This is a genomic window from Nocardioides sp. P5_E3, assembly GCF_054049275.1.
This window is the reverse complement of the sequence record NZ_JBFUMR010000026.1, coordinates 37835-50845: the sequence shown is the minus strand read 5'-3', so window position 1 is coordinate 50845 and position 13011 is coordinate 37835. Positions and strand designations below refer to the sequence as shown.

The 13011-nt window shown below is 71.7% G+C and carries 15 protein-coding genes; 7 read left to right on the top strand and 8 right to left on the bottom strand.

Annotated features, from left to right (window positions below; genetic code table 11):
- The first annotated feature begins 1 nt into the window (after position 1).
- From ACXJKB_RS16565 to ACXJKB_RS16545, 5 genes are read left to right on the top strand one after another with little or no spacing between them, the layout of a single operon-like run.
- Complete coding sequence (locus tag ACXJKB_RS16565; RefSeq protein ID WP_457190252.1) at positions 2-751, top strand: GNAT family N-acetyltransferase; 750 nt, start codon at positions 2-4, stop codon at positions 749-751.
- A 7-nt stretch (positions 752-758) separates the two neighbouring features.
- Positions 759-1610: a PPK2 family polyphosphate kinase gene (locus tag ACXJKB_RS16560; protein ID WP_457190250.1), complete on the top strand. Its 852-nt coding sequence runs from the start codon at positions 759-761 to the stop codon at positions 1608-1610.
- On the top strand, positions 1607-2383 hold the full coding sequence (locus ACXJKB_RS16555) for a HipA family kinase (protein ID WP_457190248.1): 777 nt from the start codon (positions 1607-1609) through the stop codon (positions 2381-2383). Before ACXJKB_RS16560 ends, ACXJKB_RS16555 begins: the two co-directional genes overlap by 4 nt.
- Entirely contained in the window at positions 2380-2766 is a 387-nt protein-coding gene (locus ACXJKB_RS16550) for a DUF3037 domain-containing protein (RefSeq protein ID WP_457190246.1), read from the top strand. Before ACXJKB_RS16555 ends, ACXJKB_RS16550 begins: the two co-directional genes overlap by 4 nt.
- Positions 2767-2770: 4 nt before the next feature.
- Positions 2771-3313: a DNA alkylation repair protein gene (locus tag ACXJKB_RS16545; RefSeq protein WP_457190244.1), complete on the top strand. Its 543-nt coding sequence runs from the start codon at positions 2771-2773 to the stop codon at positions 3311-3313.
- Positions 3314-3325: 12 nt separating this feature from the next.
- Here ACXJKB_RS16545 and ACXJKB_RS16540 read toward each other — a convergent pair whose 3' ends face one another.
- The 5 genes from ACXJKB_RS16540 to ACXJKB_RS16520 form a co-directional block, all read right to left on the bottom strand.
- Positions 3326-4069 carry a sirohydrochlorin chelatase gene (locus tag ACXJKB_RS16540; protein ID WP_191195829.1) on the bottom strand — a complete coding sequence of 248 codons (744 nt, stop codon included), beginning with the start codon at positions 4067-4069 and terminating at the stop codon, positions 3326-3328.
- A gap of 99 nt (positions 4070-4168) precedes the next feature.
- Complete coding sequence (locus ACXJKB_RS16535; RefSeq protein WP_457190242.1) at positions 4169-4912, bottom strand: phosphoadenylyl-sulfate reductase; 744 nt, start codon at positions 4910-4912, stop codon at positions 4169-4171.
- Entirely contained in the window at positions 4909-5085 is a 177-nt protein-coding gene (locus tag ACXJKB_RS16530) for a hypothetical protein (RefSeq protein ID WP_457190240.1), read from the bottom strand. The genes ACXJKB_RS16535 and ACXJKB_RS16530 overlap by 4 nt, the downstream gene beginning before the upstream one ends.
- Before the next feature lie 15 nt (positions 5086-5100).
- On the bottom strand, positions 5101-6813 hold the full coding sequence (locus ACXJKB_RS16525; protein ID WP_457190238.1) for a nitrite/sulfite reductase: 1713 nt from the start codon (positions 6811-6813) through the stop codon (positions 5101-5103).
- Between the two features lie 299 nt (positions 6814-7112).
- Positions 7113-7718, bottom strand: coding sequence for a DUF5701 family protein (locus tag ACXJKB_RS16520; protein ID WP_457190236.1), 606 nt, complete (start codon positions 7716-7718; stop codon positions 7113-7115).
- A 102-nt stretch (positions 7719-7820) separates the two neighbouring features.
- Here ACXJKB_RS16520 and ACXJKB_RS16515 point away from each other — a divergent pair, with 102 nt between their 5' ends.
- The gene (locus ACXJKB_RS16515) at positions 7821-9257 is read left to right on the top strand and encodes a glycine hydroxymethyltransferase (protein WP_457190234.1); all 1437 of its coding nucleotides are present in this window, start codon (positions 7821-7823) and stop codon (positions 9255-9257) included.
- Here ACXJKB_RS16515 and ACXJKB_RS16510 read toward each other — a convergent pair.
- The 3 genes from ACXJKB_RS16510 to glgA all read right to left on the bottom strand — a co-directional run bounded on the left by ACXJKB_RS16510 (position 9250) and on the right by glgA (position 11684).
- On the bottom strand, positions 9250-9471 hold the full coding sequence (locus ACXJKB_RS16510) for a hypothetical protein (RefSeq protein ID WP_457190232.1): 222 nt from the start codon (positions 9469-9471) through the stop codon (positions 9250-9252). The genes ACXJKB_RS16515 and ACXJKB_RS16510 overlap by 8 nt on opposite strands.
- Positions 9468-10355, bottom strand: a complete 888-nt coding sequence (locus ACXJKB_RS16505) for a DUF559 domain-containing protein (RefSeq protein WP_457190230.1) — start codon at positions 10353-10355, stop codon at positions 9468-9470. Before ACXJKB_RS16505 ends, ACXJKB_RS16510 begins: the two co-directional genes overlap by 4 nt.
- 132 nt (positions 10356-10487) lie before the next feature.
- Positions 10488-11684, bottom strand: coding sequence for a glycogen synthase (glgA, locus tag ACXJKB_RS16500; RefSeq protein ID WP_457190228.1), 1197 nt, complete (start codon positions 11682-11684; stop codon positions 10488-10490).
- Positions 11685-11763: 79 nt separating this feature from the next.
- On the opposite strand from glgA, the gene glgC reads away from it, so the two are divergent.
- The gene (gene glgC / locus ACXJKB_RS16495) at positions 11764-13011 is read left to right on the top strand and encodes a glucose-1-phosphate adenylyltransferase (RefSeq protein ID WP_457190371.1); all 1248 of its coding nucleotides are present in this window, start codon (positions 11764-11766) and stop codon (positions 13009-13011) included.

Sequence of the window (13011 nt, the reverse complement as noted above, 5' to 3'; positions counted from 1 at the left end):
CGTGCCCGGGAGCGGCGCGACGGTCGCCCGCCCCGTCGTCGTACGCCACAAAGACCGGGAGCTGACCGGCACCCTGCTGCCCGGGGAGCCGTGGGCAGCGGCCGCGGCCCGCATCGCCGCGCCGGTCGACGCCGAACCGGTCGCCCACGACCTCTCGGGCGAGACCCTGCGTTTCGACGTCGGGCCCGACCGGGCTGTCTACCTGCGGGCGATGACCCACAGCGACCTCCCGGCACTGACCCGCTGGTTGCAGGCGCCGCACGTCCAGCGGTGGTGGCACAACGACGGTGACCCCACCACGGACCGCGTGACGGCGACGTACGGCCCCCGCGTCGACGGCAGCACCCCGACGCGCATGTGGGTGGTGGAGGTCAACGGCCGGTCGGTCGGGTTCGTCCAGGACTACCGGATCCGCGACTACCCCGGGTTCGCACTCCTCACGCCCGACCCGGACGCCGTCGGCCTCGACTACGCCATCGGGGAGCCCGGGTGGGCGGGACGCGGTCTGGGTGTCCGCCTGCTGTGGGCGTGGATGCAGGACGCGCACCGCCGCTTCCCCGACGCCACGTCCTACTTCGCCGCGCCCCACCACGCCAACGCGGCGTCGCTGCGGATCCTGGACAAGGCCGGGTTCACCCGGGGGACCTGGTTCGACGAGCCGCAGCGGGACGGCACGACCGCGACGGTCGTCGGCTGCACCCTCGACGTGCGCCGCGTCCTCGGCCCGGCAGCACCACGCCGTGCGCCATGATGTGCCCATGACGGACGACATCGCCGCCCACCTGCGCCTGCCCGCGGGACCGGTCGACCTGACCGCGATCGAGACCGACGCCGCCCCCGGCTTCGACGGCGAGAAGAGCGACGGCAAGGCGGCGCTCGCCGGGATGGGTGCCGAGCTCGCCGACCTGCAGGAGCGGCTCTGGGCCGAGCGCACCGTCGGGTCCGAGCGCCGCGTCCTGCTGGTGCTGCAGGGCATGGACACGAGCGGGAAGGGCGGCGTGCTCCGCCACACGATCGGCCTCGTGGACCCCCAGGGCGTGAGGATCACCAGCTTCAAGGCGCCCACCGAGGAGGAGAAGAAGCACGACTTCCTCTGGCGCATCGAGAAGGGCCTGCCGCAGGCCGGCTACATCGGGGTGTTCGACCGCTCGCACTACGAGGACGTCCTGATCGCCCGGGTCCGGAACTTCGCCGACGCCGACGAGCTCGAGCGGCGCTACGACGCGATCAACGACTTCGAGGCCCGGCTCGCCGACGAGGGGTTCTCGATCATCAAGTGCATGCTCCACATCAGCGCCGACGAGCAGAAGGCCCGGCTCGCCGAGCGGCTGGCCAACCCCGAGAAGCACTGGAAGTACAACCCCGGTGACCTCGACGAGCGCGCGCTGTGGCCCGCTTACCGCGACGCCTACGAGATCGCCCTCGAGCGCACCAGCACGGACGCCGCGCCGTGGCACGTGGTCCCGTCCGACAAGAAGTGGTTCCGCAACCTCGCCGTCGGCCAGCTCCTGCTCGACACCCTCCGGGGCCTCGACCTGCAGTGGCCGGCCGCCGACTTCGACGTGGCCGCCGAGACGGAGCGCCTGGCCGCGGAGACGCCGGTCCAGTGAGCCCCACCGGTCTTCCCAGCGTCACCGTCACCCGCTACGTCACCCCCCTCCGCGAGGGCGGCAGCCTGCCCGGCGTGGTCGAGGGCGACGACCTCGGCACCTACGTCTGCAAGTTCCGCGGCGCCGGTCAGGGCGCCAAGGTCCTCGTCGCCGAGGTGGTCGTGAGCGCCCTCGCCACCCGCCTCGGCCTGCGCACCCCGCGCCTCGTCGTCCTCGACCTCGACCCGGAGCTCGCGCGCTACGAGGCCGACGAGGAGGTGCAGGACCTGCTCAACGCGAGCGTGGGTCCCAACCTCGGCATCGACTTCCTCCCCGGCTCGTTCGGCGTCGACGGGCAGGTGAGCGCGGCCGACGACGAGGGTGCGCGCGTGCTGTGGCTCGACGCGTTCACCGCCAACGTCGACCGGTCCTGGCGCAACCCCAACCTGTTGCTCTGGCACGGCGACCTCTGGGTCATCGACCACGGCGCGTCGCTCTACTTCCACCACGGCTGGCGAACCGGCGTCACGGCCCCGGAGAAGTTCGCTGCACAGGCGTGGGACGTCGGCGGCCACGTCTTCGAGGAGTGCGCGCACCGCGCACGAGAGCTCGACGAGGAGATCGCGGCCAGGTTGAACCGCGACGTCTTCGTGGCGGTGCTCGCCCAGGTCCCCGACGTCTGGCTCGAGCCGGTGCCCGGCGCGGAGACGCCCGACGCGCTGCGCACGGCGTACGTCGACTTCCTCGACGCCCGCCTCGGCACCCGCCAGTGGCTCCCGGAGGGGTCGCGATGACCGCCGCCCGGCTGGCCTACCAGTACGTCGTGCTCCGCTGCGTGCCGCGGCCCGAGCGCGAGGAGTTCGTCAACGTCGGCGTGGTGCTGCACTGCCAGGCCGCCGACTTCCTCGACGCGACGTGGTCGGTCGACGCCGAGCGCCTCCGCGCGCTCCATCCCGACGTCGACGTCGACCAGGTGTGCGACGCCCTCACCTTCACCGACTGGGTGTGCCGCGGCGACGAGCGCGGGGGCGAGGCGGCACGGCAGTCGCTCGGACAGCGGTTCGGCTTCCTCAAGGCCCCGCGCAGCACCGTGCTCCAGCCCGGCCCTGTGCACGGCGGGCTGACCGGCGACCCGGCGCGGCAGCTGGAGCACCTCCGCGAGCGGCTCGTGGGCTGAGCCGATGACGTACGTCGGCGCCGTGCGGGCCGCCCTCGCCGGGACCGGCGACCCCGAGCGCGCGGCGCAGCAGCAGGCCTACATGAAGTCCGACCTGCCCTACGTCGGCCTCGGCTCCCCGGCGCTCAAGGCGCTGCTGCGGCCCCTGCTGGTCGAGCACCGCTTCGTCGACCAGGCCCAGTGGGAGGCGGCCGTGCTCGAGCTGTGGGAGGACGCCGAGCATCGCGAGGAGTGGTACGCCGCGATCGCCCTGCTGCGGCACCGGTCCTACCGGGCATGGCTCGACCCCGACCTGCTGCCGTTGCTCGAGCAGCTCGTGCGCACCGGCGCCTGGTGGGACGTCGTGGACGAGGTCGCGGCCCACCCCGTGGGGCAGGTCCTCCTCGACCACCGGTCGCCCGCCACGCCGGTCATCGACCGGTGGTCGGTGGACCCCGACAGCCTGTGGGTCCGGCGTACGGCCATGCTGGCGCAGCTGCGTCACCGCGAGCAGACCGACACCGACCAGGACCCACGCCGATCGACTCAGTGGGCTCTCACGTCGTGAGGCCCTCAAGCATCAGACCGGGACGAGCTCGACCGCGCCCACGGCGTAGCGGGCCAGGATCGCGCGGGCGACCGCGGGGTGCGCCCCGAGCGGGTCGGAGACCGCCACCGCACCAGCCTCGACGGCCAGCTCGGTGGCCCGGTCGGGCAGCCGGCCGGGCGCGAGGAAGAACGACGCCACGGCGATGTGGCGCTTGCCCTCCGCGCGGAAGGCGCGCACGGCCTCGCCGGCGGCCGGGGGAGCGGCCGACGCGAAGGCCGCCGTGACGGGCAGCCGGTGCCGTGCGCCCCACGTGCGGGCGATGCGGGCGACCGCCTGGTTGGCGAGCGGGTCGGACGACCCGGCGGCAGCGAGCACCAGCGCGTCGAGCTCACGCACCCTGGCCGCCTTGAGCGCCTCGCGCAGGCGGACGTCGAGCACCTCGAGGAAGGCGGCCTCCATGCCGAGGATCCGGCTGGCCTGGATGCGGACGCCCTCGTGGCGGGCCATGGCGGCGGCGATCGCCTCCGGCACGTCGACCTTCGCGTGGTAGGCCTCCGTGAGCAGCAGCGGGACGACGACGATCTCCTCGTGACCTGCCTTCACCAGGCGGTCGACGACCGTGTCGAAGCTCGGCTTGGAGAGGTCGAGGAAGGCCGTCTCGATCTTGAGGTCGGGGCGCATCGCCTTGACCTCGGCGACGAGCGCCTTGATCGTCGCGGCCGAACGCGGGTCCCGGCTTCCGTGGGCCAGGGCAACCAGAGCAGGAGCAGCCATCAGGGGTGCCTCCGATCGTGTGTGGTGCGGTGGTGGTTCAGGTGGGGGTGCTGCGGGGCGACGGCGCTGTCGCTCCGGTGAAACGAAGTCGTGGGGGGCTTAGGCATGGATGCCGCACTCGGTCTTCGAGGTGCCGGCCCAGCGCCCGCTGCGCGGGTCGTCACCGGGGGCGACGCGGCGCGTGCAGGGCCAGCAGCCGATGCTGGGGTAGCCGTCGTGGACGAGGGGGTTCACCAGCACGCCGTTGTCGAGGATGTACTGGTCGACCTGCTCGTCGCTCCACCGGGCGAGCGGCGAGACCTTGACCTTGCCCTTGCGGGCGTCCCAGCCGACGACCGGCGCGATGACCCGGTTGTGGGTCTCGGCGCGGCGCAGGCCGGTGGCCCAGGCGTCGTACTCCGCCAGCGTGTCGGCGAGCGGCTTGACCTTGCGCAGGGCGCAGCAGAGGTCGGGGTCGGTCTTGTAGAGGTCCTTGCCGTACTGCTCGTCCTGCTCGGCGACGGTGAGCGGCGTGCTCACCGTGCGCAGGTTGACCGGCAGGGTCGCCTCGACGGCGTCGCGGGTCCCGATGGTCTCGATGAAGTGGTAGCCGGTGTCGAGGAACACGACGTCGATGCCGGGGGCGACCTTCGAGGCGAGGTGGGCGAGCACGGCGTCGCCCATCGAGGACGTGATCGCGAACCGGTCGCCGAACGTCGCGACGGCCCACTCGATGATCACCTCGGCGGGGGCCAGCTCGAGCTCGGCGCCCACGTGGGAGACGAGCTCGCGGAGCTCCTCGGGTGTACGTCCCTCGGTGTGGGTGCCCTTGAAGTCGCGGGCGGCGCGGGTGGAGAGGCTCATGGTGCGCCTCCCTGGACGGCGGGGTCCGTGCCGGGGTGGGGGATCATCCCGGTCATCTGCACGGTGAAGCTGCGCAGGCACGAGCGGCACTCCCAGGCACCCGCACCCTCGCGGGGGAACAGGTTCTCGTCCCCGCAGTAGGGGCAGTGGAAGGGCTGTGCTCTCTCAGACATGGGCTCGCTCGGACATCAGACCGCCACCGGCTCCCCGCGCAGCAGGACCTCGTCGGCACGGGCCACCCAGGCGGCGAACCGCTCGCCCTCGGTCCGGTCCTGGAGGTACGCGCTCACGACGGCCGAGACGTAGTCGTCGAGGCCGGCACTGGTGACCTTGTGGGCGCGGAGCTTGCGGCCCATGGCGGGGTTCAGGCCGAGTGCGCCGCCGAGGTGCACCTGGAAGCCCTCGACCTGGCGGCCGTCGGCGTCCATGACGAGCTGGCCCTTGAGGCCGATGTCGGCGACCTGGGTGCGCGCGCAGGCGTTGGGGCAGCCGTTGACGTTGACCGAGATGTCGGTGTCGAGGTCGGGGAAGCGCTTCTCGAGCTCGGTGACGAGCCGGCGGGAGCGCTCCTTGGTGTCGACGATCGCGAGCTTGCAGAACTCGATGCCGGTGCAGGCCATCGTGGAGCGGCGCCAGTTGCTCGGGCGGGCGGTGAGGCCGATCTTCTCGAGGTCGTCGGCGAACGCCTCGGTGTCCTCGGGCGCGACGCCGATCACCACGAGCTTCTGGTACGCCGTCAGCCGGGCGCCGCGGGCGTCGTAGCGCTCGACGAGGTCGCCCAGTGCACTCAGCGTGGTGCCGTCGATGCGGCCCACGACGGGGGCGGCGCCGACGTAGAATCGGCCGTCCTTCTGCTCGTGGATGCCGATGTGGTCGCCGGGGGTGACGGGCGACTCCGGGGACGGGTTGTCGACGAGCGCCTTGTGGAGGTACTCGTTCTCCAGGACCTCGCGGAACTTCTCCTTGCCCCAGTCGGCGAGCAGGAACTTCAGGCGGGCCTTCGAGCGCAGGCGGYGGTAGCCGTAGTCGCGGAAGATCCCGGCGACGCCCTCCCAGGCGTCGGCCACCTCGTCGAGGGGGATCCAGACGCCGAGCTTGTGGGCGAGCATCGGGTTGGTGGACAGGCCACCGCCGACCCAGAGGTCGAAGCCGGGGCCGTGCTCCGGGTGGACGGTGCCGACGAACGCGACGTCGTTGACCTCGGGCGCGACGTCGTGGCTCGGGTGGCCGGTCAGCGCGGTCTTGAACTTGCGCGGCAGGTTGGAGAACTCCGGGTTGCCGAGGATGCGGCGCTTGATCTCGGCGAGCGCCTCGGAGCCGTCGATGATCTCGTCCTTGGCGATGCCGGCGACGGGGGAGCCGAGGAAGGGGCGCGGGCTGTCGCCGCACGCCTCGAGGGTCGTGAGGCCGACCGACTCGAGGCGCTCCCAGATCGCCGGGACGCTCTCGATCTCGATCCAGTGGTACTGGATGTTGTTGCGGTCGGTGATGTCGGCGGTGTTGCGGCCGTAGGCCGTGGAGACCTCGCCCAGCGCTCGGAGGGCGGCCGCGTCGAGGATCGCGCCGTCGGTGCGCACGCGCATCATGAAGTAGCGGTCGTCGAGCTCCTCCTCCTCGAGCTGGGCGGTCTTGCCGCCGTCGAAGCCCGGTGCGCGCTGCGTGTAGAGGCCCATCCAGCGGAAGCGACCACGCAGGTCGGCCGGGTCGATCGAGTCGAAGCCCCGGCGGGAGTAGGTGTGGAGGATGCGGTCCCGCACGTTGAGCGGGTCGTCGTCCTTCTTGGACTGCTCGTTCTTGTTGAGCGGCTCGGTGTAGCCGAGCGCCCACTGACCCTCGGCGCGCTTGGGGCGCGGGATCTCGGTGTGCTGGGCGGCCTGGGGCGTGAACCGGAGGTCAGGCATGGTCAGGAGAGTCCTGTTCGCTGAGGTGTGCCGCGCGCGACGTTGAGCGCGGAAGGGATGCAGGGGCGGCGTCAGCGATGCCAACAGGTCGCGCTGCCCACGCGCATGAGGTCGACGTGACGTCGGACCACAAGGTGTGCGTGGGTGGAAGCGGTGACCATGTCAAGAAGTCTCAGGGATTGGACACGCGTTCCACAAGACGAAATCTTGCTATTCGAGATGACACGCCACGATGTGAGACGGCGGTTGCCGCGCCCCGCCCGGTCGCAGCCCCGGGTGCGGCCCAGGTCACACCGTGGTTACGCGCGGGTACGTCGCTCGCACGATGCGATGCCCAGCCAGGTGTGCCGGTTGCCCCACCAGCACCAGCCCAGCTTCGGGGCGTGGCGACGCTCCCGGCCGTCGCGTCCGGTCCCGTTGCTGATCCACAGCGCCGGCGTGCGGGCGTCGTACGACCCGTTCGCCCGGCGCAGCCGCGAGCCGGGTGTCATGAAGCAGGCGTTGCGCTCGAGGATGTCCGGGTCCTGCAGCACCCAGTGCAGCCCCTCGACCAGCGTCAGGGGCGAACGGCCGGCGGCCAGGACCTCCGGCACCGACTCCGCGGGCGTCCGGTTCAGGAACGAGTCGCCGCGGTCGAGCCCCACGATGACGTACGGCGCGGGCGGCAACTCGACGGTGGGGGCGAAGTCGTCGACGTCGGTCAGGTCCTCGACGACGAAGCCCGGCTTGTCGCCGAGGCGGAGCAGCGGGGCGAGCTCCGAGGCGGGCGCGGAGGTCACGAGGAGGGAGCCCGAGGGGCCGGACGCGGCGATCTCGTGCAGCAGGTCGGCCGGGATCCCGGAAAGGTCGTGGACGCCGAGACGGACGAGCCGCTCGGCCTGGTCGGGAAGGGAAGGGAGGGCCACGAGGGCTCAACGGACCGGGCTCCGACGACGTTCYCTCCGGGCGGTGTCCAGCGCCTGCGGGCCGCGGCGCGACGAGGGCCAGGGGCCTCTAGGCTGTGGGCCATGACGGACTCCCTGATCAGCAGTGCGTACTCCCAGGCCCTCGAGGTCATCGCCTCGGTCGAACCTCGCATCGCGGAAGCCACCCGCCAGGAGCTTGCCGACCAGCGGGCCTCGCTCAAGCTGATCGCGTCCGAGAACTACGCCTCACCGGCCGTCCTGATGACGATGGGCACCTGGTTCAGCGACAAGTACGCCGAGGGCACCGTCGGCCACCGCTTCTACGCAGGCTGCCAGAACGTCGACACCGTCGAGTCGCTCGCCGCCGAGCACGCCCGCGAGCTCTTCGGCGCGCCCTACGCCTACGTCCAGCCGCACTCCGGAATCGACGCCAACCTCGTCGCCTTCTGGTCGATCCTGGCCAACAAGGTCGAGTCGCCCTACCTGCAGAAGATGCAGGCGAAGAACGTCAACGAGCTCTCCGAGGCCGACTGGGAGACGCTGCGCCACGAGTTCGGCAACCAGCGCCTGCTGGGCATGTCCCTCGACGCCGGCGGCCACCTCACGCACGGCTTCCGGCCCAACATCAGCGGCAAGATGTTCCACCAGCAGCAGTACGGCACCGACCCGGAGACCGGGCTGCTCGACTACGACGCCGTCGCCGCCAAGGCCCGCGAGTTCAAGCCGCTCGTGCTCGTCGCCGGCTACTCCGCCTACCCGCGCCGGGTGAACTTCGCGAAGATGCGCGAGATCGCCGACGAGGTCGGCGCCGTGCTGATGGTGGACATGGCCCACTTCGCCGGGCTCGTCGCGGGCAAGGTGTTCACCGGCGAGGAGAACCCGGTCCCCTACGCCCACATCACCACGACCACCACCCACAAGTCGCTGCGCGGCCCGCGCGGCGGCATGGTGCTGGCGCAGGAGGAGTTCGCCGCCGACGTCGACCGCGGCTGCCCGATGGTGCTGGGTGGCCCGCTGTCGCACGTGATGGCCGCCAAGGCCGTCGCCATGGCCGAGGCCCGGACCACCGAGTTCCAGGACTACGCCCAGCGCATCGCCGACAACGCCAAGTCGCTCGCCGACGGCTTCCTGACCCGCGGCGCCAACCTCGTCACCGGCGGCACCGACAACCACCTCGTCCTGCTCGACGTGTCGTCCTTCGGCCTCACCGGTCGCCAGGCGGAGTCGGCGCTGCTCGACGCCGGCGTCGTCACCAACCGCAACTCGGTCCCGTCCGACCCCAACGGCGCCTGGTACACCTCCGGCGTCCGGCTCGGCACCCCGGCGCTCACCACCCGCGGCTTCGGCCACGACGAGTTCGACACCGTGGCGGAGCTGATCGTCGACGTGCTGTCCCACACCGAGGCCGGCACGACCAAGGCCGGCGGGCCCAGCAAGGCGTCGTACGTCCTGGGCGACGGAGTCGCCGACCGGGTCACGAAGCGCTCGGCCGAGATGCTCGACAAGCACCCGCTCTACCCCGGTCTCGTCCTCAGCTGACCGGCTCGCTCCCGGGTGCCTGCGCCGGGAAACGGACGTGGGCAGGGTCGATGTTGACCTGCCAGGCGCGCCACCCCAGCCAGATCGAGACGGCGAAGTGCGCCGCGCCCACGACCACCGCGCCGACGGCGGCGACCCAGCCACCCGCGCCCGCCCGGCATCCCCGATCAGCCGTAGGCGCGCGGACAGAAGTCGCGCTCGCCGGGCGGCTCACGCGGCCACAGGCCACCCAGCGACAGCTTCCGTCCGCGCGTCTACGGCGACTGCTCGGGACAGCACGTCGCGCACCCATGCAGGCCGGAGCATGACGTCGTCCCACGTGAACCGCAGCACCGTCCAGCCGTCGGCCGAGAGCAGCGTGTAGCGACGGACGTCCTTGAGGAAGCCCTTCCGGTCGCCGTGCCACTGCCACGAGTCGCACTCGATGACGATCCGGTGCTTGCGGTCGACCAGGTCGGGACAGGCCCAGAAGTGCTCCCCGGACAGGACCAGCTGTGGGGTGACGGACAGGCCGGGCACCTGGAGGCAGATGGCGCGCATGACGGACTCGAAGGTGTTCGCGGCGCGCGCATCGGCCTGTACCCCGATGCGCCGTACCTTGGCGCTCCCTGCCCCGCGAACGGACGCCATGACCCGGCGGAGCGTCGAGATCTCCCCGTGCCGAAGGGCCGAGTCAGCGATCGCCAGCGCCTCGTCGTCCGGCAGCGAGCGCAGGCATTGGAGCAGGGTGAGCTCGCGGCTGGTGGCGATGCCTGCGACGTCGTCGGGTCCGAGGTCGGCCCGGTGCACCACCACCTCGCGCCGGCCGAGACGGGGCACGTTGCGCTTGCGCGGGAAGACGACGTGGGGGAGCGGTGGGACGGTCTTGACCTCCCACCCGTGGTGGACGGCGGCGCTGGTCAGGCCCAGGTGTCCATTGAGCCGGTGGGCCGTGGCGGCAGCCTGCTCGACGCCGGGGAGGGCGTAGCGGCCGTGTCCGACCCGTCGGAGGGACCCCTGTGCCACCGCCCGATCGACGTCGGCGCGCGAGGTCGCCCGGATCAGGTCGGCCCGGGTGGCCAGGCCTCCTGACCGTTCGATCACGGTGATGACGTCCACCGGTCCAGCATGGACGGACTGCGGATGAGCGCGCTGAGCTCATCCACAGCCGTAGACGCGCAGACACAACCCGCCCCGGCAGCAGTGGCTCAGGCGGAGCAACAACCGTGGGACGGACTTCTGTCCGCGCGCCTACGAGGAGTGCAGGAGGGAGGAGTAGAGGTCGAGGGTGCGGGTCGCGATCGAGCCCCAGCTGAAGGACTCCTCGGCCCGCCGGCGCCCGGCCTCGCCGTAGGCACGGGCGCGGTCGGGGTCGCTGACGGCGTCGGTCAGGGTGGCGGCGAGGTCGGCGACGTAGCGCTCGGGGTCGAGCGGGGTGCCGGTGCCGTCGGTGGCCTGCTCGATGGGGACCAGCCAGCCCGTCTCGCCGTCGACGACGACCTCGGGGATGCCGCCGGTGGCGGTGGCGACGACGGCGGTCTCGCAGGCCATCGCCTCGAGGTTGACGATGCCGAGCGGCTCGTAGATCGAGGGGCAGGCGAACACGGTGGCGGCGGTCAGCAGGGCGACGACGTCGGGGCGGGGCAGCATCTCGGCGATCCACACGACCCCGGACCGCGTCGCGGCGAGGTCCTCGACGAGGCCGCGCACCTCGGCCTCGATCTCGGGGGTGTCGGGTGCGCCGGCGCACAGCACGAGCTGGACCTCGGGCGGCAGCGCGGCGGCGGCACGCAGGAAGAGCGGCAGGCCCTTCTGGCGGGTGATCCGGCCGACGAAGATCACGCTGGGCCGGTCGGGGTCCACGCCGAGCTCGCGGACGCGGTCAGGGTTGGGCACGGGCGCCCACTCGGTGGTGTCGATGCCGTTGTGCACGACGTGCACCCGCGCGGGGTCGACCGACGGATAGCTCCGCAGCACGTCGTCGCGCATCGCTGCGCTGACCGCGACGATGCCGGCGGCGCCCTCGTACGCCGTGCGCTCCGCCCAGCTCGACAGGGCGTAGCCGCCACCGAGCTGCTCGGCCTTCCACGGCCGCATCGGCTCGAGCGAGTGGGCGCTGACGACGTGGGGGATGCCGTGCATCAGCCCGGCGWGGTGGCCGGCCATGTTGGCGTACCAGGTGTGCGAGTGGACGAGGTCGGCGCCGGCGCAGTCGTCGACCATCGCGAGGTCGACGCCCAGCGTGCGGATGGCCGGGTTGGCTCCGGCCAGGGACTCCGGCTCGGCGTACGCCGTCGTGCCGGGCTCCGAGCGGGTCGCCCCGAAGCAGCGCACCCGCGCGTCGATGTCGGGCTGGACCCGGAGCGCGCGGACCAGCTCGGCGACATGGACGCCGGCGCCGCCGTAGACCTCCGGTGGGTACTCCTTGCTGAGGACGTCGATGCGCATGCGCCGAACCTAGCCGCAAAACATGGACCCGAGGGAGGTCGACCGCGCCCCTGCGGACGGCTAGTTTCATCGCATGGCCATCACGCCCCCGCGCAAGAAGGTCCTCGCCGTCGTCCTCGCCGGAGGCGAGGGCAAGAGGCTGATGCCGTTGACGGCCGACCGGGCCAAGCCCGCGGTGCCGTTCGGCGGGATCTACCGGCTCATCGACTTCGCGCTGTCCAACGTCGTCAACTCCGGCTACCTCAAGGTCGTCGTGCTGACGCAGTACAAGTCGCACAGCCTGGACCGCCACGTCACGACGACCTGGCGCATGTCCAACCTGCTGGGCAACTACGTCACGCCGGTGCCGGCGCAGCAGCGCGTTGGCAAGCGGTGGTACCTCGGCAGCGCCGACGCGATCTACCAGTCGCTCAACCTGCTCACCGACGAGCAGCCCGACATCGTCGTCGTGGTGGGTGCCGACCACGTCTACCGGATGGACTTCTCGCAGATGGTGGCCGACCACGTCGAGTCGGGAGCCGGCTGCACGGTCGCCGCCATCCGCCAGCCGATCAGCCTGGCCGACCAGTTCGGCGTGATCGACGTGGACCCCGGCAACCCGCAGACGATCCGCGCGTTCCTCGAGAAGCCGACCGACCCGGTCGGGCTGCCGGACTCTCCGGACGAGGTGCTGGCCAGCATGGGCAACTACGTCTTCACCGCCGACGCGCTGCGCGACGCCGTCACCCGCGATGCCGATCGCGAGCAGTCCAAGCACGACATGGGCGGCGACATCGTGCCGTGGTTCGTCGACAAGTCGGAGTCGGCCGTCTACGACTACAAGGACAACGAGGTACCCGGCTCGACCGACCGCGACCGCGGCTACTGGCGCGACGTCGGCACGATGAGGTCGTACTACGACGCCCACCTCGACCTGGTCTCGCCGCTGCCGGTCTTCAACCTCTACAACAAGGCCTGGCCGATCTACACCAGCTACGGACCGCACCCGCCCGCCAAGCTCGTCGAGGGCGCGAGCGGCGCGGGGGTCTCGACGTTCAACTCCATCCTCTCGCCCGGCGTCGTCGTCAGCGGTGGCACCGTCAACCAGTCGGTGCTCTCGCCGGCGGTCTGGGTCAAGGACGGTGCGGAGGTCTCCGACTCGGTGCTGATGGACGGCGTGCACATCGGTGAGGGCGCGATCGTGCGCAACGCCATCATCGACAAGGGCGTCGTCGTCCCGCCCGGCGTGCAGATCGGAGTCGACCAGGAGGCCGACCGCGCGCGCGGCTTCGTCGTCGACGAGGGACTCACCGTCCTCGCCAAGCAGCAGCCGGTCCCCGAGGGGTAG

What these genes read in the sequence shown, in the direction of transcription:
- ACXJKB_RS16540 (WP_191195829.1), bottom strand. Translation starts at nt 4,069, where the DNA reads ATGGCTGCTCCTGCTCTGGTTGCCCTGGCCCACGGAAGCCGGGACCCG.
- ACXJKB_RS16515 (WP_457190234.1), top strand. Translation starts at nt 7,821, where the DNA reads ATGACGGACTCCCTGATCAGCAGTGCGTACTCCCAGGCCCTCGAGGTC.
- ACXJKB_RS16550 (WP_457190246.1), top strand. Translation starts at nt 2,380, where the DNA reads ATGACCGCCGCCCGGCTGGCCTACCAGTACGTCGTGCTCCGCTGCGTG.
- ACXJKB_RS16560 (WP_457190250.1), top strand. Translation starts at nt 759, where the DNA reads ATGACGGACGACATCGCCGCCCACCTGCGCCTGCCCGCGGGACCGGTC.
- ACXJKB_RS16530 (WP_457190240.1), bottom strand. Translation starts at nt 5,085, where the DNA reads ATGTCTGAGAGAGCACAGCCCTTCCACTGCCCCTACTGCGGGGACGAG.
- ACXJKB_RS16545 (WP_457190244.1), top strand. Translation starts at nt 2,771, where the DNA reads ATGACGTACGTCGGCGCCGTGCGGGCCGCCCTCGCCGGGACCGGCGAC.
- ACXJKB_RS16535 (WP_457190242.1), bottom strand. Translation starts at nt 4,912, where the DNA reads ATGAGCCTCTCCACCCGCGCCGCCCGCGACTTCAAGGGCACCCACACC.